Annotated in this window: 20 protein-coding genes; 8 read left to right on the forward strand and 12 right to left on the reverse strand. The window is 41.2% G+C overall.

The genetic code is table 11. From position 1 onward, the window contains the following. Positions 1 to 156 precede the first annotated feature (156 nt). The 5 genes from FR7_RS22450 to FR7_RS22470 all read right to left on the reverse strand — a co-directional run bounded on the left by FR7_RS22450 (position 157) and on the right by FR7_RS22470 (position 6,607). Positions 157 to 492 carry a PTS lactose/cellobiose transporter subunit IIA gene (locus tag FR7_RS22450; RefSeq protein ID WP_007935616.1) on the reverse strand — a complete coding sequence of 112 codons (336 nt, stop codon included), beginning with the start codon at positions 490 to 492 and terminating at the stop codon, positions 157 to 159. Between the two features lie 23 nt (positions 493 to 515). Continuing rightward, positions 516 to 824, reverse strand: a complete 309-nt coding sequence (locus tag FR7_RS22455; RefSeq protein WP_007935618.1) for a PTS sugar transporter subunit IIB — start codon at positions 822 to 824, stop codon at positions 516 to 518. A 91-nt stretch (positions 825 to 915) separates the two neighbouring features. Further along, positions 916 to 2,178, reverse strand: coding sequence for a PTS sugar transporter subunit IIC (locus FR7_RS22460; RefSeq protein ID WP_007935626.1), 1,263 nt, complete (start codon positions 2,176 to 2,178; stop codon positions 916 to 918). 61 nt (positions 2,179 to 2,239) lie between these two features. Then, positions 2,240 to 5,050, reverse strand: a complete 2,811-nt coding sequence (locus tag FR7_RS22465; protein WP_007935631.1) for a sigma-54-dependent transcriptional regulator — start codon at positions 5,048 to 5,050, stop codon at positions 2,240 to 2,242. Between the two features lie 207 nt (positions 5,051 to 5,257). Then, entirely contained in the window at positions 5,258 to 6,607 is a 1,350-nt protein-coding gene (locus tag FR7_RS22470) for an aminotransferase-like domain-containing protein (protein ID WP_007935632.1), read from the reverse strand. A gap of 112 nt (positions 6,608 to 6,719) precedes the next feature. On the opposite strand from FR7_RS22470, the gene FR7_RS22475 reads away from it, so the two are divergent. After that, entirely contained in the window at positions 6,720 to 8,051 is a 1,332-nt protein-coding gene (locus FR7_RS22475; RefSeq protein ID WP_007935634.1) for a 6-phospho-beta-glucosidase, read from the forward strand. A gap of 160 nt (positions 8,052 to 8,211) precedes the next feature. On the opposite strand, the gene FR7_RS22480 is transcribed toward FR7_RS22475, so the two are convergent. From FR7_RS22480 to FR7_RS22510, 7 genes are all read right to left on the reverse strand, one after another. Continuing rightward, positions 8,212 to 8,511 (reverse strand): PTS lactose/cellobiose transporter subunit IIA, encoded by a 300-nt coding sequence (locus FR7_RS22480; protein ID WP_007935638.1) that lies wholly within the window; start codon positions 8,509 to 8,511, stop codon positions 8,212 to 8,214. A gap of 21 nt (positions 8,512 to 8,532) precedes the next feature. Further along, a complete protein-coding gene (locus FR7_RS22485; RefSeq protein WP_007935640.1) occupies positions 8,533 to 8,838 on the reverse strand; it encodes a PTS sugar transporter subunit IIB in 306 nt (101 codons plus the stop codon). A gap of 111 nt (positions 8,839 to 8,949) precedes the next feature. Beyond that, on the reverse strand, positions 8,950 to 10,239 hold the full coding sequence (gene celB / locus FR7_RS22490) for a PTS cellobiose transporter subunit IIC (RefSeq protein WP_007951102.1): 1,290 nt from the start codon (positions 10,237 to 10,239) through the stop codon (positions 8,950 to 8,952). A 545-nt stretch (positions 10,240 to 10,784) separates the two neighbouring features. Further along, positions 10,785 to 12,221 carry a glycoside hydrolase family 1 protein gene (locus FR7_RS22495; RefSeq protein WP_007951103.1) on the reverse strand — a complete coding sequence of 479 codons (1,437 nt, stop codon included), beginning with the start codon at positions 12,219 to 12,221 and terminating at the stop codon, positions 10,785 to 10,787. Between the two features lie 74 nt (positions 12,222 to 12,295). Then, a complete protein-coding gene (locus FR7_RS22500) occupies positions 12,296 to 13,561 on the reverse strand; it encodes an S-layer homology domain-containing protein (protein WP_007935645.1) in 1,266 nt (421 codons plus the stop codon). Positions 13,562 to 14,227: 666 nt separating this feature from the next. Continuing rightward, positions 14,228 to 14,563, reverse strand: a complete 336-nt coding sequence (locus FR7_RS22505) for a L,D-transpeptidase (protein ID WP_007935648.1) — start codon at positions 14,561 to 14,563, stop codon at positions 14,228 to 14,230. Between the two features lie 189 nt (positions 14,564 to 14,752). Continuing rightward, on the reverse strand, positions 14,753 to 16,441 hold the full coding sequence (locus FR7_RS22510) for an FMN-binding glutamate synthase family protein (RefSeq protein WP_007935650.1): 1,689 nt from the start codon (positions 16,439 to 16,441) through the stop codon (positions 14,753 to 14,755). A gap of 479 nt (positions 16,442 to 16,920) precedes the next feature. On the opposite strand from FR7_RS22510, the gene FR7_RS22515 reads away from it, so the two are divergent. From FR7_RS22515 to FR7_RS22545, 7 genes are all read left to right on the forward strand, one after another. Then, positions 16,921 to 17,853: an ABC transporter permease gene (locus FR7_RS22515; RefSeq protein WP_007935652.1), complete on the forward strand. Its 933-nt coding sequence runs from the start codon at positions 16,921 to 16,923 to the stop codon at positions 17,851 to 17,853. A 5-nt stretch (positions 17,854 to 17,858) separates the two neighbouring features. Then, the gene (locus FR7_RS22520) at positions 17,859 to 18,770 is read left to right on the forward strand and encodes an ABC transporter permease (protein ID WP_007935655.1); all 912 of its coding nucleotides are present in this window, start codon (positions 17,859 to 17,861) and stop codon (positions 18,768 to 18,770) included. A gap of 10 nt (positions 18,771 to 18,780) precedes the next feature. After that, positions 18,781 to 19,791 carry an ABC transporter ATP-binding protein gene (locus FR7_RS22525; RefSeq protein ID WP_007935658.1) on the forward strand — a complete coding sequence of 337 codons (1,011 nt, stop codon included), beginning with the start codon at positions 18,781 to 18,783 and terminating at the stop codon, positions 19,789 to 19,791. Continuing rightward, positions 19,791 to 20,771, forward strand: coding sequence for an ABC transporter ATP-binding protein (locus FR7_RS22530; RefSeq protein ID WP_007935660.1), 981 nt, complete (start codon positions 19,791 to 19,793; stop codon positions 20,769 to 20,771). The genes FR7_RS22525 and FR7_RS22530 overlap by 1 nt, the downstream gene beginning before the upstream one ends. Before the next feature lie 26 nt (positions 20,772 to 20,797). Beyond that, positions 20,798 to 21,589 (forward strand): serine hydrolase, encoded by a 792-nt coding sequence (locus tag FR7_RS22535; RefSeq protein WP_007935662.1) that lies wholly within the window; start codon positions 20,798 to 20,800, stop codon positions 21,587 to 21,589. A gap of 122 nt (positions 21,590 to 21,711) precedes the next feature. Beyond that, positions 21,712 to 23,304, forward strand: coding sequence for a peptide ABC transporter substrate-binding protein (locus FR7_RS22540; RefSeq protein ID WP_007935664.1), 1,593 nt, complete (start codon positions 21,712 to 21,714; stop codon positions 23,302 to 23,304). A gap of 190 nt (positions 23,305 to 23,494) precedes the next feature. Next, the gene (locus FR7_RS22545; protein WP_237769572.1) at positions 23,495 to 24,409 is read left to right on the forward strand and encodes a S66 peptidase family protein; all 915 of its coding nucleotides are present in this window, start codon (positions 23,495 to 23,497) and stop codon (positions 24,407 to 24,409) included. Positions 24,410 to 24,424 lie beyond the last annotated feature (15 nt).

The following is a 24,424-nucleotide window of genomic DNA, read 5'->3' on the forward strand; positions in this document are numbered from 1 at the left end:
TCCTTATAGGAATCATATTGTTTTTCTTAGAATAACAGACTCTTACAGGTCAGTCAACCCAAAACCATTGTGATGTTTTCATGATAATACTGACTACATTTGTGCATCCATCACACTCATAGATTCAATCACTGTAATTGTCATTGTTTATTGTCCCTACTCTATTATATTCATTCCGGCAGAACTAAGCTGTTTGTCATGGATCATACTCATCAACTCTTTTATTAAATCTTTTGCTAAGGATGCGTTCATCAGATGGTCCTGAGCATGAATTAATAATAAGCTCATTTCTTGTTTTTCTCCATTTGCCTCGGCTTGCAATAAATCAAATTGCATACTATGTGCTTTTTTTAATTCCTGAGCAGCCTGATCAAGACGCGCTGATGCCTCTGTATGTTTTCCCCCTCGAGCTAACGCTAAAGCCTCAAAGCAATAACTGCGCGCATTGCCTGCATGTAAAATGATCGTAAATACAAATTGCTCTTTGTCCACATTACACCTCTTTAAAAATCCTGTTAATTCCTCATTAAATTAAAGGCTTGGTCCAGAATTTTATTCCCGTCCACACGACCATAATGTACCCCGTCAATAAAAGCATACCCTTTATCTTTCGAACTCGCTAAAGCATAAATATACTTCTCTTTATAACGAATTTGGGGTGCAACCAATACAACATCGTAATGGCTGATATATTTTTCTATTTCATCAACGGAGCAAGCAAAAATATTTAGGTTTAGAAGATTTCGCTTTTCTCCCTCCATACGCATTTTATTCACTAAAAGACCTGTAGACATGCCCGATGCACATACTAATAAAATATTCATTTTATCCCCCTTGTATCACTTATTTTACGTGTGCCTATTTCTTCATCTGCAGCGACCCCTCTTAAAAAGTGGTTTTATTCCCCTGGGAAAGCTAGGCATTCATTTGCTCTTGTTCTTCTTTCATCTTATTTTCATCCCATATTTTTAGGAAAGGGTAATAAATGATACCGGCAATGAAAAAATTTAATACTTGCAGTGCAGCTCCTTTCCAGTCTCCCGTAACTAAGAAACCACTGACAAAAGCGGGAGTCGTCCAGGGCGCCAGCACATAAGGCTTATCAACAATTCCTGAGGCCATAAAGACAAACGTTGTAATGACACAAAGCAGCGGAGCCATAATAAAAGGAATCATCATGATAGGATTCATGACGATGGGCATACCAAAAGTAATCGGTTCATTAATATTGAAAAAGCCTGGTAAAATAGACATTTTGCCCAATGCTTTCAATTGATTGGATTTTACGGTAGTAAACAATAACACGGCTAATGCAAGGGTTGTGCCGGAGCCGCCAATTAAGATAAAAGCATCAATAAACTGCTGGCAAATAATATTGGGAACTGCTTCACCGGCTATTTTTGCCACCGCGTTTTGCTGCGTAAAGGCTAACCAGATCGGAGCCATAACCCCTGTCCCCACTAAAGCTTGTCCATGAATACCAAAAAACCATAGCAGCTGAATGGCAAATACAGCAATTAATACAGCTGGCAGTGTACCGCCAAGATGCAAGAGGGGGGCTGTAACCGCCCGATTGATCACTTCCGAAATCGATCCTCCCCCTATTCTTGCTAACATTACATTGATGATAAAGATACTGACTAAAATCACAACGCCAGGCAGTAAGACTGCAAAAGAACGTCCTACAGAGAGAGGAACACCTTCGGGCATTTTAATAATAATATTCTTTTTAATCATGAAACGCTGTACTTCTACAACTAAAAGCCCGATAATCATGGCAACAAATAATCCCTTGCTTCCCATTAATCCTGAATCGATATGGCCCTCTTTCGTGAAAGGCGAAGCAAGAATAAATGCGGAAACACTCAGTAATCCAGAAGAAAGGGAGTCAATGGCATAAGAAGATGCCAAGGCATAAGCAATAGAAAAAGAGGCAACCAATCCCATAATACCAAAAGTAGCATTCACAACTGTCAGTAAATCACTAACATAAGGATCTACCAGCATGGCAAGGAAAGATATCGGCGGAAATGCGCAAATCAAAAAAAATGATCCTATCAATAACAGAGGAACGGTGGAGACAACTCCATCCCGCAAGGCTTGTAAATGCCGCTGTTGGGCAATAACTTCGACAACTGGAAGGAGATGTCTTTCGAGAAATTGAATGACTCTTTCCAACAAACTAACACTCCTTTTTATTCCTTCTCGCACAGCCACACATTCTGATTCTTTACTGCACCTACATATAATGCATGAGATCCACGATATTGTAATATTCATTATCAGGCAATATAACATGCAGCCGTTCTTCAATTGGCCGCAAAGCTGCCTCTACAATGGCGTGGCTCTCCTCATATTTATGCTGATCTGCCCTTTTACAGCGATTAGAAGAACCAATCACTTCCCCTGACAATAATTTTTCAATTGCGCAGGCAAGATGTAAAATCAAACCAATACTTGCATCTTCACTAATGATGAAATTATGTTTTGCCAGTTCTAAATAAAACAATGCAAAGACTTCCATGAACTCTTCGCCATCAAGGCTGGTATGTTCATTGATAACGTTTTTCATAAAGGCCAGCCGATCCAATGCAAAAGGTGCTGCTAAGCCATTTGAAACATTCTCCATCTCCGATTCCAAATCAGCAGAATCACAGCTTTTGCTTTCATCAGAACAGCTGGCACAAGGAACCTCTAGTATCACATTAGGGAAAATCTCTGCTAATACAACGTCAAGCTTACCTTCCAGTAATTGTTTGGGAGAAAGATACTGCACTGTACTGTCCTGGGGTTTAATGCTGCTTACGACTGCTATTAAGTTTTTCTCTCTTTTTATTTTCTTTATTTTTGCAGTGAAATCATTCATACTGGCAATTTCCAGGGGAATAATATCGATTTTTCTGTCTTTTCCCAATAGTAAGCCTTCAATAATTTCCTTTAATTTAATAGCAGTACCTTTGCCTGTAATACAGGCTACAACAATCACATTATCTTTAAAATAATTATTAAAATCCGAAGTATTGCCGTATATACGCCCAATATAGGGGCTAAGATTGGTTACTGCATAATAGATGTCATCTAAAGGAACTCGCATTAAAGATTTCCGTGCTGCTTCCAGCACCATTGGCGTACTAGCCATCTCTATGGTTTTTATGGGAATGGCTGTATTTTCATAAATCATATGACCAAACATCACTAACGATCCCATGTCAACCAGCATGATGACACCTTGTCCTTCATTGTTGTCCTCTACCAGCTGCGTAATTTCCGCCAAGGCTGTTTCCGTCTTTTTCTCTAAGGGCATGTCATATCCCACTGCATGGCTTTCCCCTAATAGCCGATTGGCAACTTCCACCATAGAAGTAGCGGTGCTAACGCCATGCATGGCGACAATCACGCCAACCCTGCCAGGATATTCTTTGCCCACATATTCATCTAATACAATAAACATGGTAATAAAGCCAATTTCGTCAAGAGGTATTTGTATGTCAAAGCTGTTCTTTAATAAAATACTAAAATGCATGGCAGCCGCAAACTCTTTACTATAGGATTTCTGGATTTCTGCGAGATTAGGATTTGAAATTTCTTTCCCTTCCCGAATTCTTTCCAGTGTACTGGAGATATGTATCGACATACCAAATAAAATTTTATCATTGAATTTTTTGCCGACTTTATTACTGGCATACCTTAGAAACTTCTGGGTTATATCTACTACTTTTTTATCAACAATTTTATATAACGCTTCCAAATTGTCTTTGCGAAATTTGGCCATATATTGCTTAATATAGGTATCAATATCCAGTCCCATAATCAGCTGGATATTTTTCTCACTCATTCCTTTCATTCTAAGGTTTTGAATTTTTTGCTCTAACACCTCATAAATACTTATGGTATCTTTATATTTGACATTAATTTGCTTTCCATCTGTAACTTGAAAAATAATATCTTCTGTTAAACCAAGAATATCAAGGTCATCCCGATGCTCCTTGTATTTTACAAACCCTTTTAGTATATATTCGGGCAGTTCCTCACTGCTGACTTTCAAATTTTCATCCTTACTTCCTACATAATCTAAAAACGCTCTGGCGCAGCTAAGTTTAATATCACTCTTTAATTGTCCGATGTTATTGGGGCAATCATATAGCAGAAAGGCTTTTAATGCATTTGGCGATACCCGAATGGGAACATGAATGCATTGTACCTCTTGTTTAAAAAAGGTTTTAATTAATTCCCACCGTTCTCCTATCGTTCGTTCCCTGATAACTGGAAGTTTAATAATCATGGGAATACGCCGGGTAAAGGTCCTTAGCAAAGTAGAATCCGCATTCTCTGTGGTCGCACAGATAATGAGTATTTCTACCTTTCTATACTCCTCAACCTCTCCCATACTGCGAAATAATCCTTTATCAATCAGATAGAACAGCATTTCCTGGCCCTCTGGCGACAATCGATGAACCTCGTCCAAAAATAAAATACCGCCATTTGCTTTTTCTACTAAACCTACCCGATCCCGTTCTGCCCCTGTATAGCTTCCCTTCTTTGCGCCGAATAGCTGCGCCAATAACAATTGGGGATTATGAGCATAATCGGCGCAATTAAAAGCAACGAAGGGAGCATTGTCTTGTAACCGTCCTATATCCTGGGCATAACGAAAAATAGTCTCGGCAAACATGGATTTACCAACACCAGTCTCCCCCAATAGTAAGGTATGCAGCCCTAATGGCGGATATCTCACTGCCGCTTTTGCTTGCTTAACCGCATTCTTAAGACTTTTATCCGCACCAATAATAGCATCTAATACCGATTTCTCCGCTGCATCCTCTTCACTGGCTTCACTATCCAGAGTTTTATATAGCACTGGTTTACCTTCCAGTTTTTCTAACTTCCCTGCTTTTACCAACGCATTCAAGTCACCAGAAGCATTTGGTCTTAAAATACTAAGCTCCATGGCTACCTGATCAGTAGAAACACCGGATACCATTCCATCTATACGATGTTGTTCTTCACATAATGTTTTTACAACCATCAATACACTTTCAATTCGTTTCATTCCTACCTCCAGCCTTTCACTAATTGAAATTTATTTTATGATGAATATCTTTATATGATTAGCTAAGGGCTACATTCGGCAAGTAAGGGCAGCTACGATATGGGCGATATTATAATTTATCTAAATATTCCCATTTTACTTCGTGATTTTCTGTGAGAAATCCTGCAACCCAATAGTATTGACATCCTGTCCATATTGAAATATACATTATGATCTTACATATTGTGCAAGCCTTTTATAAATAATCTCAAAACCATGCTGAATCTCATGAGTATTTGTGCGGGAAATACTTAAGCGTACGCCTTTTTCCCCATAAGAGTTTTGTAAAAAATATAAATTTCCTGGAGTTACAAGAACATGATGTTTCTGTAAATCAGCAATAAAACGCCCTTCGTTAATATAATGGGGTAACTTTAGATAAGCATAAAAGCCACTTTCACCACCACTATATTGTACATCATATTCCTCCATTTTCTTCAGATTACTTGCTAAACATTCTAATCGCTGTGCTAATTCTTTTTTGATGGCAGTCACATATTTTTCTAATAATTTATTACGTATGTAGATTTCCAGCGTTGCCTGAGAGACCAGGGATGCTGAAAAATACGAATGGTAATAGGAATACATTGCATGCCGTTCAAAAATCGGAATTAAATGCGTGGGAAGCACTACAATCCCAATGCGAAACCAAGGAATAATCTTAGAAAAACTTTTGAGATAAATATGGTGAAAATGATCTCCGTAAGCATAAATTGGATCGTATTTATGATCTAAGGAAATATCGCTGCAGTAGTCATCTTCCACAATATACACATCATACTTATCAGCCAAGGCTGCAATCGCTTTTCTCTGTCTGGTACCGTATGCGGTTCCTAATGGATTATGATTGCGGGGTACAGTATAAAAAAACTTTATTTTCTCCGTCTTAAAAAGAGTTTCAAGTTCATCTAAATCAACACCCTGTTTCGATCGTCTAATCCCCCTCACATCAGCTCCCCAATGTTCTAAGAATCGAATACAAAATCCATAGGTCGGCTGCTCTATTAAAATCACATTCTTCTGATTGGGAAAAGTAATCTGTGTCAATATGCTTAATGCTTGCTGAACTCCTAAGTTGATATAGATATTCTTTGCCCTAGTAAAGACTTGAAAATCCGTGAGATATTTGGGAATCATACTGCGAAGAGAATCTGTACCATGTAAATGACGGTGAATTGAATACTGATTGCTGCTATCGACTGCTCGATCAAGGCAATGCTTAAGGTCGGGTATCTGCATATCACCGATAATAGGATTCCCTGTTGAAAAATCAATGACAGAAGTGTTCATTTTCTCAATTCTGGGTAGATTTTCCACAATATAGTAGCCGCTTTGGGGCACAGAGTAAACCAAATGTTTACTCTTTACGATCTCATAGGCTTTCACCACTGTACTTTGACTACAGTGATAGGTTTGAGATAAAGCCCGAATAGAAGGCAATTTTTCTCTCCCCTTATAACGTCCCAACCTTATATTTTCTTCCAGATCTTCTGTGATAATTTGATAAATATCCTTCATTATAACCTCCAAACTGTACTAGTACAGTTGCCTCCAATGCTGATTGCAGCACCTTTAGTATGGGGATATGATTAATTATAGGAACTATATTTAATTGTTAGGAGGAATCTTGATGAGCGGATTAAAAATTGTGACTATTGGCGGTGGCTCCAGTTATACACCAGAGATTGTTGAAGGCTTTATTAGACGATATGAGGAATTGCCGGTTCGCGAGCTCTGGCTGGTGGATATTGAAGCTGGCAAGGAGAAATTAGAAATTATCAGTAATCTTGCCAAAAGAATGGTCAGGAAAGCCGGAGTACCGATTTCCATCTACACAACTTTGGACCGAAGAGAAGCGCTGCCGAATGCAGACTTTGTCACAACCCAGTTCCGAATAGGGTCGTTAGACGCCAGAATAAAAGATGAAAGAATTCCGTTGCGTCATGGTTATATCGGGCAGGAAACCAATGGTGCCGGCGGAATGTTCAAGGCACTGCGAACCATTCCTGTCATGCTGGAAATTGACCAGGACATGGCAGAACTGTGTCCTGATGCCTGGCTCATTAATTTTACGAATCCTTCCGGAATGGTAACAGAGGCAGTACTTCGCTATGGCAAAACAAAAAAAATTATTGGTTTATGCAATGTGCCTATCGGAATGGAAATGGGCGTGGCGAAACTCTTCGATGTTGACAGTAATCGAATCCGAATTGACTTTGCTGGTTTGAATCATATGGTATTTGGTTTGTCTGCCTATCTGGATGGCAATGACATTACGAAATCTGTCATTGACAAAATTGCTGACGGCAAAATGGAAAGTACGGTAAAAAACATTATGAACATTGATTGGGTTCCAGAATTTGCAGCTGGTTTATCGATAATCCCCTGCCCCTATCATCGATATTATTTCAAGCGGCAAGAAATGCTGGAGAAAGAATTAGAAGAATTTTCGAAAGGGGAGACGAGAGCCGAAATTGTAAAAAACCTGGAAAATGATCTTTTTCAGTTGTACAAAGATCCTGCATTAGACTCTAAGCCACCCCAGTTAGAACAACGTGGCGGAGCATATTACAGCGATGCTGCCTGCCGGTTAATCAGCTCAATCTACAACGACAAAGGTGATATCCAGCCAGTAGATACAAGGAACAATGGTGCTCTTGCCGGCATTTCTCCCGACTCTGTTGTCGAAGTAAGCTGTGTGATTACCAAGAATGGTCCCCGCCCGCTTACTATGGGTGAACTCCCTATTGAAATAAACGGACTGGTACAGCAAATTAAATCTTTTGAAAGAGTCGTAATTGATGCTGCCGTTACCGGTGACTACAATAAAGCCCTGCTGGCAATGACAATCAATCCTCTTGTCTCTTCTGACACAATGGCAAAAGTTTTATTAGATGAGATGCTGGAAGCCCATCAAAAGGATTTGCCCCAATTCTCATCGTATTTTGTCTCGAAAGGATAAGTGAATCACTCATATAAAATAACGTCAGATCTCTCCATGGATCTGACGTTATTTTATATGGAAGATCATACATCGAGTGTATAATTTTAATTTCATAATCCAGCTGCTGCTCAGCAGTATCTACAAAGAGCTGCTTAGATGAAAAATTCCTCATTATATGCTACTCTTTAAACATTAAGATCATTTCTTCAATTAAATCTTTTGCCAAAATAGCCGTCATTAAATGATCCTGAGCGTGAATTAACAAGAGGTTTATTTCTTGTTTTTCGCCCCGGGCTTCAGACTGCAATAACTCCGTCTGAATCTGATGAGCTGCTATTAATTGTTTCTTTGCCTGGGCAATACTCTCCTCTGCTGCAATAAAATTCTTTTCCCGTGCGTATTTCAATGCTTCCAAGGCATGACTGCGGGCATCGCCCGCATGCAATATAATTGTAAAAGCGACTTGTTCCTTCTCCATGTTTATCTCCTTTAGTAAAAATTACGATTGTTTTAATTCATATGCTTGTTCAAGAACTTTTTTGCCATCTACCATTCCATAACTCACAGAATCAATGATCGCAAAGCCTTTATTTTTCCCAGCAGCAATTTCGCCGATAGACTTTGCCTTATATCTGATTTGAGGACCGATTAAAACCACTTCACAAGTATCAATGAATTCTTCCAGCTGATCTACAGAACAAGCAAAAATTTCATCATGACTGCCGCTATCGTTACTTGCCTTTTGCATTTTAGTTACCAATAAACTAGTAGACATTCCTGATGCACACACTAATAATATTTTCATAAATATACACCTCTTTCTCTTACTATAAAGCTGCGATTAAATAGTTTATCACGATGCTATGAGCGTTCTACTACATAAAACATTCCCGAACATAGCATCGCGACACTTTATCTAGGCTCCGATAATGATATTAGGGTCACCTTTTTTGTTTTGTTTCGCACCCGTTTCTTCTTTGAGCTTGGCATCATCCCACATCTTAAAGAATGGATAATAAATAACACCGGTAACCCCAAAGCAGAATAATTGTAATATTGCTGATCTCATATCACCTGAATCTAAAAAAGCATTAATGATCGGAGGTGTCGTCCATGGTGCCATTGCAAATAATTTATCTACCAGACCAGCATCCATTGCAAAATAAGCAATAGTTATCGAAACAAGAGGGGCAAAGATAAAGGGAATCATTAATACAGGGTTCATGACAATCGGCATACCAAAAAGAATGGGTTCATTAATTGCAAAGAACGCTGGTCCTATCCCAGATTTACCAAGAGCTCTTAATTGTGTAGATCTTGCTGCAAAGATTAACATGAGTACCAAGGCAAAGGTGGCACCTGAACCGCCAATATTTCCATATACATCCCATAATTGCTGACAAACAATGTTAGGAATAGGCAGTCCTGCAGCTTTCGCTGCAGCATTTTGCTGAGCAAGTGTTAAATAGACTGGACTCATTACGCCACCTACTAAAGCAGCTCCATGAATACCGATACACCACAATAATTGAGCAAAAAATATGGCAAGTAAGAAGGCCGGCAAACTGCCGCCGAGACTTAAAAGAGGTGCTGCCAGTATTTTATAAATGATATCCTGTACATTGGTTGCACTAAGAGATAATACACTGTTAATAAACCAAACAACAGTGACCGTAATAAAACCGGGAATCAGTGACATAAAGGAACGAGCAACCGCTGGAGGCACGCCCTCCGGCATTCTGATAACTAAATTTTTTCGAATCATAAACCGTTGAACTTCAACTGCAAAAATAGCGATGATCATGGCTACGAACAAACCCTTGCTTCCCATCCATCCTGCAGTGATATTGCCATCTTTGGTAAATGGAGTAGCCAGCATAAAGGTAGCAACACTGATTAACCCATTTCCTAATGGATCCATTTTATACGAGTTAGCCAATGAATAGGCGATAGAAAATGATGCCATTAATCCCATAAGTCCCATTGTGGCATTATTAACCGAACATAAACTTGCTACGTAAGGTTCCACCATTTTTGCCAATGCAGGAATGGGAGGAAAGGCGATAATTAGAAACAACGACCCCATTAAGAGCAATGGTATTAAGGATACGATACCGTCTCTGATTGCCTTTAAGTGTCGTTGCTCACCAATGCGAGTTGCAACAGGTGCATAGTACTCTTCAAGCCATTTGATAAATTTCTCCATAAAGCAACACTCCTTTTTTTATCTTACTCGGTATTATGTTTTGCAAGATACATGCCAATACGCAGTAAGTCTATAAAAAGAGGTCATTGCACGATTCTAATATAAAGGAAGTAAAGCCTTTATGGCTTATCCATCCCTTATTTTACTTGGCGTCATGATGCAATCCTCTCACCTTACTTACGATGTGTATTTATGTCTGGGATCATCTGTATTGCATTTACAGATGTTGGGTTATTTCTCAAGTAACGTGTATTATTTTTCATTGATGAAGTCTGTAACTGCCTAAAGAAAATTTCTGACGCGTTCTTTAAAATATATAAAACGAATCGAACCACAAAGACGCGAAGGACACAAAGGGTTTTATTTATATCTTTTTGTGGACTCCTTTGTGTGCCGCATCAGCGGCATTGTGCCTTTGTGGTTCAAAATTTCATCTTTTCCACCTATAAAACTTATACTTTGTCTACTTAATATAAAGCCAAGATGGCTTGCCATAAACGATCATTTGGCAAGTTCTCTCGGCTTTCATAAACATCCGGAATTTCTTATAATTGCTTCCCATTGGTTTCAATCACTTTTTTATACCAGAAATAGCTGTTCTTCTTAATTCGCCTCATATCTTTCTCACTATCTTCATCCCGGTTTATATATACAAAACCATAGCGTTTTTGATAACCATTTAGCCAGCTCAATAGATCTGTATAAGACCAAACGCAATAGCCTAATAAATCTACTCCGTCAGTAATTGCCTGCTGGCATTCTTCAAGATGTCTGCGAATAAAAGCAATTCGATATTCATCATTTACTACATCATTTTCTTCTAGAACATCAAAAGCCCCTAAGCCGTTTTCTGAAATAAGAATTGGCAGTCTGTACCGGCTGGTAATTCTGCGCAAGGCAATTCGTAAACCCATAGGATCAATTTCCCAATCCCAGTCTGTTGCCTCCAGATTGGAATTCTTAATAGTTTTAAATAAGCCTGGCACACCTGTATCCGGTGTGGTTCCTTTTTTGCCCGTCGTATTCATCTTACCGAAACTAACACCATCAAGTAGATTCCTCTCATAAGTAGTCGTCCGATAGTAATTGACTCCCATAAAGTCCGGCTTACCCTTTTTTAATACTTCCAAATCACCCTCTTCCAGGCTAGGGGCAAGCCCCTCTCTGGTAAGATAATTCCAAATTACCTTTGGATACTCACCCCAGGCATATACATCCATCCACCAATGATTGTTGAACTCTTCTGCATTCTCACTGGCCAGTACGTCCTCTGGCTTATCCGTATGGGCATAGGCAGGACCATAGGCAAAGCTCGGACCGATTTTTCCTTCAGGAACATCGTTTCTAAAGGACGCAATGACTTTTGCATTTGCTAAGCTGGCGATATGGTTTGCCTGATACATTCTCTTAAGATCGGCAACTTTAGGCGGATGAATGGCATTTAAATATCCATGCATAATAAAAACATTTTGCTCATTTAGTGTTATCCAATATTTAACTCGATCACCATACCTTTTAAAGAGGGCCACGGAGTAGTTATGAAAGTCTTCAATAATTTCCCGTGATTCCCACCCGCCATAGGCATCCTGCAGCTCCTGAGGCAAATCCCAGTGATATAAGGTAATAATCGGTTCTATCTGGTTCTTAAGCAGTTCATTAATTAGATCATCGTAAAATCGTAAACCAGCCTCATTAATCTCGCCTCGCCCTTTGGGGAAAATACGAGTCCAGGCAATGGAAAATCGATAGGCTTTCAGCCCCATTTGGGCCATTAACGCAACATCTTCTTTATAGCGGTGATAGTGGTCCACCGCCACATCCCCATTGGTTCCTTTAAAAGTTGTTCCAGGAAATCTTACATACACATCCCAATTAGATGGTCCCTTACCGTCTTCATTCCAAGCGCCCTCTACCTGATATGCCGCAGAAGCTGCTCCCCACAGAAACTCTTTCGGAAAATCTGCGATTGTTTTATGAATCATATCTTTACCTCCTTGTACTTTTTAAGTTTGAAAAGACCGTTAACAACTTGTTAGCGGTCTTTTGCATATGTGAATTAGAAGTGAAGGTCAAACTGGGTCCGGAACAGTTTTCTATTGTATTCTGCAGCGGAATTAGAAATATTTACTTTTTGATCAGAGTAAATATTGGTCCATTGAATATTTTTCCCAACCACATAATCCACACCTACCATCCAGCCCCTGGAATCACTTTTCAATGAATCCCACTCATCATCATGGGATGGATCGCCATTGGCACCAAATTTGAAGAATCTGGCATACACTCCATAAGATCCTGTTTTATTCAAATCTGTTCCCTTGTAATCCAGTCTGATGTGATGAGTTTTGTTGAAATCATCAGCGTTGGTTTTCGCATACGTCCCTGTCAATTTCAGATCTTGGGCTATCTTTGCAGCAACTGTCAGGCCGCCCCAGCGACTCATTTGCTGTTCACCATCATCTTTATTGCCACCCAAGAGTAAGTTCATATTTACATTTTTCGCTATGTCTCCGTTAAAGTTTGCGCCGTAAATATTGGTATCATAAGCATCCTTAAGACTTACTGCACCATTTCCTTGGGTAGGCTTGGCAGCAAATACACTCGTTTTAAACTTCCCTGTAGGAACATCCAGCCAAATCCCGGTTGCTTCATGACCCCACACCATATTATCCCCATACCCGAACCATTTTCGACCAGCTGCAACACCTACTTCACCAACAGAACCAGAGGCCCAGATTCTAAACCAGGTACCATCCCCCTCATTGGTATCAGGAGGGTTTACGCCGCCCCAGCCGCTAGTCGTGTAGTCATGTCTTGTTTCACTTGCGAAATGTCCTTCCCATCGATCATTGATTTTAGCAGTTCCTTCCAATGCCAAGAAATAATGCTTGTTACCGCCGCTAATATTATGACCATCACTGGTATCGCTGTCATATTTCCCGCGGACAAAGCCGCTCCATTTTACATTATCAACTTTATTTTCCACAGTCGTCATACGAGCACCCAATTTATCAAGCTCGCTGGCATATTCATTGGATAATCTTTCAATAAGAGCTTTGTTGCCTGCATCAGCTTGATCAACTTTCGACATTGCCTTTGCTACGATAATCGCCATTTCATAACGGCTGATGGTTTTATCACCGCGAAACGTTCCATCACCATACCCGTCTAAAATACCATCATGAGCCAACTTTGTAACAGCGTCATAAGACCAGTGTTTTGCAGGTACATCAGAGAAAGGATTTACTACCGCTGCGAAGGACGTACCTGCTACACCAAGTATCATTGCAGCTGCCAGGGAAGCGACTAACTTTTTTTTCATTTACAATCTCTCCTTAGGTTTAATTTACCTGTTCATTGCTTGTACGACTGACCTTTATTGGAGAGGGATCTATCTAAGTTTCTACATTTCCTTACATCTCCCCTAACCAACAAGCTCATATCTACCATTACCTCATTTACTGACCTTACGTCTAACATTAGGCCTCCTTCCTCGACCAGCATGATGCCATTAATGAACTTCATAAAAAGCTCTGGCATTGCCCTATGTTTCTTGGATTCAATCGTTCTCTTTATAATTGCTTTTTACATTCACTCTTACTTTTTGCAAGTACTATGCCAATGTTTTTAAAAGAATCTTTCATCTTTAAAGAAAAGTTCAAGAATGGCTCTTTCCTATAAAGGATACAAGCCTTGGGGGCCTTTTAAAAAATGAAAAAGCTGCCAAAATATGTATTGGCAGCATGAAATGATCTTCCGGCAAAAGATGTGTGTATTTTTCTAAATTTGAATGTGTATTCTTTTCGTCCTTTTTTCACTCTTTTACATCACATAGTGTATTAACTTTGGCAATTACAATATTCATCGAAAACGGAGACCACAGAGGCGCAGAGAAGAGAGAGAGAGGTGATAGAAATACACTCTGCTCTCTGTGCCCAGCATACTCTTAGAAGATATAACGTCTCAATATGATAAGAAAATGCTAAAACTAATATTGAATTCTTACTGGGGTACCGATAGATACCAACCGAGATAGTACAAGAACATCATTATTATGCATACGAATGCAGCCATGAGATACCGTCTTACCAATTGATGATGGATTATTGGTTCCATGGATTCCATAATGAGGAATATTTAACCCCATCCACATAACGCCAAATGCTCCACCCGGATTTGCCATCTTGCTCGCAATGTAATAGTTACCGATTGGTGTTGGAGTATTTTTTTTACCAACACCAACAGGGAAAGCTCGGACTTGGGAACCATCCCGATAGAGGGTAAGTCGCTTGGCTGACAAATTTACAGTAATTGAATACGCCAATTTATCACCTCCTCTATAACATATGCAAGTGGGCTATATAATGCCTAATCCAAAAACATAATTCTATTATGTAATATTTACCTGACAGATCCTGTCATTCTATATGACATAATAGATAGCATAAAAAATAGTCTGCTATCCAGGCAGACCATTTTTTATATGCTAAATAGCTATCATCAGAAAACTATTTCACTTATAATTCTTATAGTTAGCGATCAAGTGTTTCTTCTTCTGTGCAGGAAGCTCAATCTTTTTTTGGAATGGAGACTTTATATACGTATCGATAACTCTCCACATTAGTTTATTTTCTTCCTTTAATTCCTTAATTAATTGTATATGCTCTTCAACCAAGCTTTTATCTAAGGCGGTATTGGATTCCTGGTTCTCTGCGTTGTTCCCAGCTACTCCCAGATCTTTTAAAGTACTCCTGCTTTTTCTTTGATCCATTTGCTTTCTTATTTTCTGAACCCTTTGATTTGCCATAGGCTCTTGCAATACACTCCTTACTCCTGTAATTTCAGCAGAAAGCGAATCTAATGCCACAAGATCATCAGCGCTAAGCTCTTTTAAAGATGCCTTGCCTAAGGCGCGCATTGCTTCTTCCATTTCCAAAATCATGGATGTCAGCACATTTTCCACGCTGGTTGCAGCTTGATTAATATTAAGCTGCGTTTTTGTTGGGGAGTTATAATAGACCAATGTGGTGGGTGGCTCCCAAGGGATTACTTTTTCAAGTTGATTATGCCCTAGAGCAAAAAGAGGTACCGTCGCTAAATAAATTGCATCCGCTCCTAAAGCCAATGCTTTGAGGCATTGGCCAGGTGTAAAGTAACCGCCGGATATGATAATACTAACAGTGCTTCCCTGCAAAAAGCGTTTTGCACGTATTAGTGCAAGCAGGCTGGGTATGCCAAAATCATCCTGTTTGGTGGGTACTGTCGCATGAGATCCTCCCTCAGCCCCATCAATCACAATGGCATCAAAACCTAGTTCAACAGCAACAGAGAGCTCTTCTTCAAGACGGTCTGTCGCCATGATCTTTAATGCTATGGGAATCCCTTTTGCTCTTTGACGCAGCTTTTTCATAAAATTAGGCCAATCCTCAGGCTTCTGAACTCCCGGAGGCGCATTTAGAGCTACAGCAGGCTCGCCAGGTTCCAAACCGCCAAGGATGCGTGCTCTGCCCGCAAGCTCTGAAGCCTCTATGGTGGCGACCCCTATATCTGATCCTTGTCCCATTTGTACTTCTAGCATATCAGCAGAAGTAATTTGTTCATTCGTTCTCCCGCCCCATGACCAACGACAAATTTGTAATACGAACTTACCCGCTTCACCTGGCTCCTCGGGTAAAAAAGGACCTTCTCCAGAATTCGTAGCAGTTTGCAATGTTTTTGATGCTCTAGCCAATGCCAGCTTTGCTTCTTCGCTAAGTGCCAGTCCATAGGCCATAGCACCAATCATGAGAGGGATCTTTATCATCAGCGGTTTTTCTGCATTGCTGCCAATCACTACACTCATATCAATTTGCGCACTTTCAGGCAAGGATAATTGCGTCATTTGACGAGGAGAAAACATTAGCTGGTCATATCCCAGAAAATGCTTCGGCGACCCTAGAGGACGTGTTAACACTTTACCACTTTGCGCCCGCAAACTCATCTCAATGAAATTAATTACTGAAAAGCGCTTTAATGACGGCAGTGTCTCAGCAACATTCTGCGTATAATCATCCGAGAGCAGCTTTTTCACTGCATCATTTGCGACGATTTTAATAATATAACGCATAATTGGTTTTATTAAAATTAGAGCTGCGATTAACGCAAAAACTACTAAAAAGAATATTAAAAACGGCCAGTTTATAGAAGGTATAACAATTTGCATCTCTTTTTCCCCAATTATTTTCAAGCATTTTTCTAATTCCTTGTACTCTAGTATTCGATTTTCCAGGAAAAATTAAACCCTTCCTTTAAGAAAAAGGTTCCTTAAAAGTCAATAAAACATAAAGGAACCACAGAGGCGCAGAGAACACTGAGAAAGAATAGATACTTCTATGTGTCCTCTGTGAATCTCTGCGCCCTCTGTGTTTAACGTTCTCTATTTTCTAAGCTTACGATAAAATCTTACAATGGCATAAAACAAGGCATCGCCCCCATGGGTATTAAAAAAATGTAGAATAAGAATACTATCTCTTAGAAGGACTTTAAAACATTTTTATAGAATCAGTATCATACCTTTAAAGCTTTATCAAGATAAAAAGGATACTCATAAGTCCACTTCATCTAAGAGAGTCTATCATTAATCATAAAAAGGTATACAGTAAGTATGCCTTTTTATTGTATTCAGGAAGGAGAGTCCCCTATTTGCTACGCTACATGCTAATCCGCATCTTTAATTCTCTGTTAGTCCTGCTCGCCATCATTACGATTACATTTTTCTTAATGCATGCCATCCCAGGCGGACCTTTTACTAGCGAAAAGAATATTCCTGCAGCTGTTTTGAAAAATATTGAAGAGCGTTATCGCCTGCATGACCCATTATGGAAACAATACATAGACTATTTGGGTAATCTGATTCGCTTTGACTTAGGGCCTTCCTTTAAGTACGCAGGCCGTACGGTTAACGATCTCATTCGTGAAAGCTTTCCTGTCTCCTTGCAGTTGGGTGTGGTGAGCATTGCTTTATCTATTTTATTAGGAATTCCCGCTGGTGCCATAGCAGCCCTGCGCCAAAATAAGTGGCAGGATTATGCTACTATGTTCTTTGCCACCTTAGGTGTCTCTGTACCTAGTTTTGTTCTTGCTACCCTGCTTATCTATATTTTTGCAATCAAACTTTCCTTATTGCCTGCTGCCATGTGGGGCGGTATTACCTATATGATTTTACCAGCCTTAACCCTCGCGGGACAGCCGACAGCTTTCATCGCCCGGCTTACCCGCTCCAGCATGTTAGAAGTCCTGGCCCAGGATTATATTAAGACAGCCCGGGCAAAGGGGCTGTCTCCGTTCCTCATTCTCTACCGTCATGCACTGAAAAACGCCTTAATTCCAGTCATTACCTATATCGGTCCTATGGCTGCAGGGATTCTGACGGGAAGTTTTATTATTGAAAATATCTTTGCGATTCCTGGTTTAGGACGGCATTTCGTTACCAGTATCTACAACCGGGACTATACCGTAATTCTCGGTGTGACCATATTTTACAGCGTCTTGATTATTGGTTTAAATTTAATCGTGGATCTGATCTATCCGCTGCTCAATCCCCGTATTAAACTAAACGGGAAACAGGGGGAATAACAGCAATGAATCTTACTAGTCACTCATTTGAACCCATCCTGCAAAAGGATGCTGCCGCAAATCATATCCGTCCTAGTATGACCTATCGGCAAGATGCCTGGCGCCGTTTGAAAAAAAATAAACTTGCCATGTTTGGACTTTATGCCATACTGCTCATCCTTCTTATTGCCCTTGCAGGTCCCTGGCTTTCTTCCCTTTCTTACTCTGACCAAGATCTCATGGCAACCAACCAATCTCCCAGCGCTGAGCACTGGTTCGGTACGGATAATCTGGGTCGGGATTTGTTCATTCGTGTTCTGTACGGTGCACGAATCTCTCTGTCCATCGGTATTGTTGCCAGCATCCTAAATCTTACCATCGGTGTAATTTATGGAGGTATCGCCGGATTTTTGGGCGGACGTATTGATAAAGTCATGATGAATATCGTTGACATCTTATATGGTATACCTGTCTTGCTGTATGTAATATTGCTAATGGTAGTCTTAGAACCTGGCCTAATCAATATTTTTATCGCATTGGGCATTGCGTACTGGCTGCGCATGGCACGGATTGTCCGCGGTCAGATTCTGAGTCTGAAAGAACAAGACTATGTACTTGCAGCAAGAACTCTTGGAGCAGGCAGCTGGCGAATTTTATTCCACCATTTGCTTCCTAACAGTATGGGTCCCATTATCATTACCATGACACTGGCGATTCCCGAAGCCATCTTTACCGAAGCCTTCTTAAGCTTTATTGGCTTAGGAGTTGCCGCTCCTATGGCCAGCTGGGGAGTGTTGGCCTCTGAGGGAATTACCAGTTTGCGCTCCTATCCGTTCCAATTGTTCTTCCCAGCTATGGCAATCAGCATCACCATGCTGGCATTTAATTTTTTAGGGGATGGGCTGCGGGATGCCTTAGATCCCAGAGTACGGCGTTAGGAGGTATAGAATGAATAGTAACCCATTGCTTACAGTAGAAGAATTAACCGTGTCTTTTGATACCTATGCAGGTGAAGTAAAGGCAGTGGATAATATTAGTTTTCAGGTTTACCCAGGAGAAGCTATCGGCATCGTTGGCGAATCAGGCTGCGGCAAAAGTGTTACTGCCCATTCCATTATGCAGCTTATTCCTACGCCTCCTGGCCGCTATGCCAAAGGCAAAATCCTTTTTGGAAAAGATGATCTATTGCAGAAATCTGAGGAAGAAATGTCAAAAATCAGGGGCAATGATATCAGTATTATTTTTCAAGATGCTATGACGTCATTAAACCCGGTCCTTACGATTGGAATGCAGATTGGTGAATCCCTGCAGCTGCATCAGCATATGAATAAACAGGCTGCCTATGCACGGGCGATAGAAATGCTGCGTCTGGTCGGCATACCATCTCCCGAGGAGAGGATTAAAGAATATCCCCATCAATTCAGCGGCGGTATGCGCCAGCGGGTCATGATTGCCATGGCCCTCTCCTGTAATCCGAAACTATTGATTGCCGACGAGCCTACTACAGCCCTGGACGTTACGATACAAGCACAAATTTTAGATTTAATGAAAGATCTTCAGGGGAAACTAAATACCTCCATAATTTTAATTTCCCATGATCTTGGGGCCATTGCCAGTCTGTGCAGCCGTGTCATTGTAATGTATGCAGGTAAAATTGCAGAAGCAGGTACGGCAATGGACATATTTCACCAGCCCCAGCATCCTTATACTTGGGGACTCTTACAATCCTTACCTCGCATCGATATGATACAGAAACAAAAACTCGCGATCATTCCCGGCCAGCCTCCTGATCTTTTGTCACCACCCACCGGATGCCCCTTTCATCCCCGCTGCACTCACGCCATGTCTATCTGTCAGGAGCATTATCCTGAAACAACAGTGCTGACTAAGGAGCATATGGTACACTGTTGGCTGCAGCATCCCGATGCACCTAAGCCAAAACGGGAGGCAACAGCCTAATGGAACAGACAGCGCTATTGGAAGTGCGTAATCTTAAAAAGTATTTCATTACCGACACCGATTTTTGGGGACGCCCTGCTTCTTACCTAAAAGCGGTAGATGACGTGAGTTTTTCCATTAAAAAAGGCAAGACTCTTGGCCTCGTGGGCGAAAGCGGCTGCGGCAAATCCACCACAGGAAAAACAATTCTTCAATTGTATAAACCTACCGCTGGAGAAATTCTCTTTCATGGAAAAAATATCAATCATCTAATGGAAGAAAAGAAATTGCGACGTGAAATGCAAATGATTTTTCAAGATCCCTATGCATCGTTAAACCCTCGCATGACGGTAAGTGACATCGTCGGTGAGCCCCTGGACATCCACAGGTTAGCTTCCTCCGGGGAACGAAAAGAGAGAATTCTAAACCTCTTGCAAATGGTGGGACTCAGTGCAGAGCATACGAGCCGCTTTCCTCATGAGTTTAGCGGCGGACAACAGCAGCGAATCGGCATTGCCCGTGCATTGGCGGTAGAGCCAAGTTTTCTCATTTGCGATGAGCCGATTTCTGCCTTAGATGTTTCGATTCAAGCCCAAGTGGTTAATTTATTAGAACGCTTGCAGGACGAACTAGGACTGACTTATTTGTTTATTGCTCATGACCTAGCCATGGTAAAACATATCAGCAATAGGGTGGCGGTCATGTATCTCGGTAAAATTGTGGAACTGGCCAATAGCGTTGAATTATACCGCAGACCTCAGCACCCTTATACTAAGGCATTGCTATCCGCTATACCCATTCCAGATCCGTTAGCAGAGGCCAATCGGCAGCGTATTCCCTTAACAGGCGATGTTCCAAGTCCTCTTAATCCTCCTGCCGGCTGCCGATTTTCCTCTCGCTGTCCCCACGTCATGACCTTATGTTCTGAGCAAGAACCCGTCTTGCAAGATATCGGAGCCGGTCACATGGCAGCATGCCATCTCATTTCAAAAAGCATTTAAAAGACTCTACGATTTAGGAGAAAATAATGAAAGAATTGCAAAAAAAAATCGAAGCTACCTTAGCAGCATACAGGGGCCGCTGGGGAATGGTGATTCTAAATCATTCCAGTGGACAGCATTTCACAATAAACCCTGATATGGTCTTTCCCGCGGCAAGCATGATTAAAATTCCTATCATGTATGAAGCAATGCGCCAGGCAGCAGCCGGCAGAATCGACCTTGAACAGCTTCTGATTGTAAAGGATGAACTGCGCGTAGATGGAGCTGGTATTCTAAAAGAACTGCGGCCCGGTATCTCTATGACGATTCGAGAACTTGTCACCTTAATGATTATCCTCAGTGATAATACGGCAACCAATATGCTCATTGATCTTCTTAGTATGAGCGCGATCAACCAAACCATGGAGCGTTTGGGATTAAAATCAACAGTACTGCGCCGCCAAATGATGGATTTTGCCGCCGCCGCTGCAGGTCAGGAAAATAAAACCTCCTCAGCAGATATTATACGTTTATTAACAATAATCTACGATCACTCCCATCTTCCTGCTGATTATGGCAAACTAATGATCGATATTTTATCCAGGCAGCAGGTTAGGGATAAATTGCCCTTCTTCCTACCAGAAGAAATAGTAATTGCTCACAAAACAGGAACCCTCCCTGGGGTAGAACATGATGGAGGAATCCTCTTTTTACCCGGCGGTCCTTATATCATTTGCATCATGACTGCTGATCTTCCCGCTAATGTAGAAGGACTTCAGCTAGTTGCCGCTCTTGGCAAGGTAATATACGAACATTTTGGGCTTGCTCAAATCAACTAAGATTCTCTAGCAAGTCATTCATTCCTGATAGGACAGTAACTATGAGCATAACTAACTTTTGCCTGCTTACAGCTATATAGCTGTTTTTGAAAATTTTATTTTGACACTAAGGGGGAAAAACAATGTATAAGAAAATCCTTCTAGCTATGATGATGCTAGTAATGCTCCTTAGCCTAACGGTAGGCTGCAGTAAATCGGACAGCAACGAGCAGGTGCTTCGCTATGCCTTAGAGGCAGAACCGGCAACCTTAGATCCTGCTAAGTCCACAGCCATTCCAGAATCCCTAGTCGAACTGCAGATTTTTGAAGGTCTGACCCGCCTGGATGCAAAAGACCAACCTGCAGCTGGCGTGGCCGAACGCTGGGAGGTTACTCCTGATGGTCTTAAATATGTTTTTTATTTACGCCAGAATGCAAAATGGTCCAATGGTGATCCTGTAACTGCAGGGGATTTTGAGTTTGCCTGGAAGCGAGTCTTAAATCCGGAGTTTGCTTCTGAAAATGCCTATATGTTATTCTCCATAAAAAACGCCCAAGCCTACAATGAAAAGAAAACAGCAGCTGATACTGTAGGAGTGAAAGCCCTAAATGAGCATACCCTGGAAGTAACCTTAGAAAAACCTACAGCCTATTTTCTAAGTTTAGCAGCCTTTCATGCCTTTTATCCAGTTCATCCAAAAACAATAACTGCCAGTCCTGACAAATGGGCCAACGAAGTGAATACCTTAGTTGGTAATGGTCCCTTCAAAATAATCAATTGGGTTCACAGTGGTCAAATTCATTTTGCGAAAAATGATCAGTACTGGGATGCAGCGGCTGTGAAATTAACAAAAATGGAATGGCCAATTAGTGATTCTCAATCTACCCGGCTGTCGCTGATCGAAAATAAACAGGTTGATATGATGGTGGAACCGCCTGTTGTAGAGCATGACCGCCTGAATAAAGAGGGACTTCTCCAAATAGCACCTTACTTAGGCACCTATTACTATGTATTTAATACCCAAAAAGCTCCCTTTGACAATCCTAAAGTACGTAAAGCTCTTACCTTGGGCATTAATCGCGATGCACTCGTAAAAAATGTAATCAAAGGCGGGAAAAAACCAGCTTATGCTTGGGTGGCGCCAGGTCTTACGAATCCTTCTACTGGTAAAGATTTTCGTGAAGAAGGCGGAAATTATACCATTGAAGATATCGAGTCAGCTAAAAATCTGTTGACGGAAGCCGGCTACCCCGGCGGACAAGGATTGCCTCCCATTACTATTCTGTTTAATACTGGCGAGATGCATAAATCCATTGCCGAAGCGATTCAAGAAATGTGGAAACAGAACTTGGGTGTATCCGCGAGCTTAACCAATCAGGAATCAAAAGTATTCTTAGAATCACGAACCCAAGGTGAATTCCAAGTTGCCCGGGCTTCCTGGGTCGGTGACTATGCAGATCCCATGACCTTTATGGATGTATTTAAAGATCCCGGCAATGATGCCAAATACAAGAATCCAGCATATAATAACCTGATCGAAACTGCCCAATCCACAATGGATCAAAGCCTTCGCATGCAGGCCATGCATGATGGAGAGAAAGTTCTCTTTGATGATGCAGTGATCCTTCCCATTTACTACACAACCCAGCCATATGTGGCGAGACCCTATGTAAAAGGCTATTTCTGGTCTGTACTTGGTCTTGCTGATTTCAAAACTGCATATATAGAGAAGTAAGAAAATACTGCGCGTTAAAAATAAGATCTTTTGAAACGCGAAGATGCGAAGAAGAGGAAGAACACGAAGTAAACATACTCGACCTCTTAACTTCGCCTCTTCGCGCCTTCGCGTTTCGTATTTTTGCTCAAAAAATTATATAGGAGGTGATCTTATTTTTTCTATTCCTCAAATTAAACCGAAGCGCCTTTTGCCTGGAGACACGATCGGTGTGGTTGCTCCCGCCAGCCCTGGGGATGAAGAGTCCACCCTGGCAGGTATCGCATGGTTAGAAGCACAAGGCTTTTATGTTCATCTAGGTAAAACAGTCGACCAAACCTTCGGATATTTAGCAGGAGCAGATGCCTTGCGGGCAGCGGATATCAATACGATGTTTGCATCACCTGCCATTGACGGCATTATTTGCTTGCGGGGCGGCTATGGTACCATGCGGCTATTGGAATTATTAGACTATGACATGATACGCACCCATCCTAAAGTATTTGTTGGCTATAGTGATATAACCGCCCTGCACACAAGTATCAGGCAAAAGACAGGTCTCGTTACCTTTCACGGCCCCATGGTGGGATCCGATATGGGCAAAGGTCTGTCGGATTATACTTGGGACTATTTATCCCGAGCGATTACCGTTTCTGCGCCTCTCGGTTCCATTCTAAACCCTGCTGATTCATTGCCGCCCAGCTTTATCGCCCAGGGAGAGGCCCAGGGACAACTGACAGGAGGAAACTTAAGCCTCATTACCGCCACTCTTGGAACCCCTTATGAAATTGATACCCGGGGGAAAATTCTGTGTCTGGAAGAAGTCGCGGAAGCCCCCTACCGCATAGACCGAATGCTGACCCAATTGCTGTTAGCTGGTAAACTGCAAGATACAGCAGGAATTGTATTCGATGTATGCGCCAACTGTGAATTAGAATTAGAACCTCCTGACTTCACTGTGGAAGAAGTCTTGCGGGATCGTTTAGGAGATTTACAAAAACCCGTCCTCTATCATTTGCATTTTGGGCATACTGCTGATAAAGCAACGCTTCCATTAGGAGTCACAGGGGTACTCAATTCTTTTTTAAACAACTTCGAAATTATTGAAACCGCCACTACGAATTAAAGACTGGGGAACTGA

Source organism: Pelosinus fermentans DSM 17108, assembly GCF_000271485.2.
Taxonomy (GTDB): domain Bacteria; phylum Bacillota; class Negativicutes; order DSM-13327; family DSM-13327; genus Pelosinus; species Pelosinus fermentans.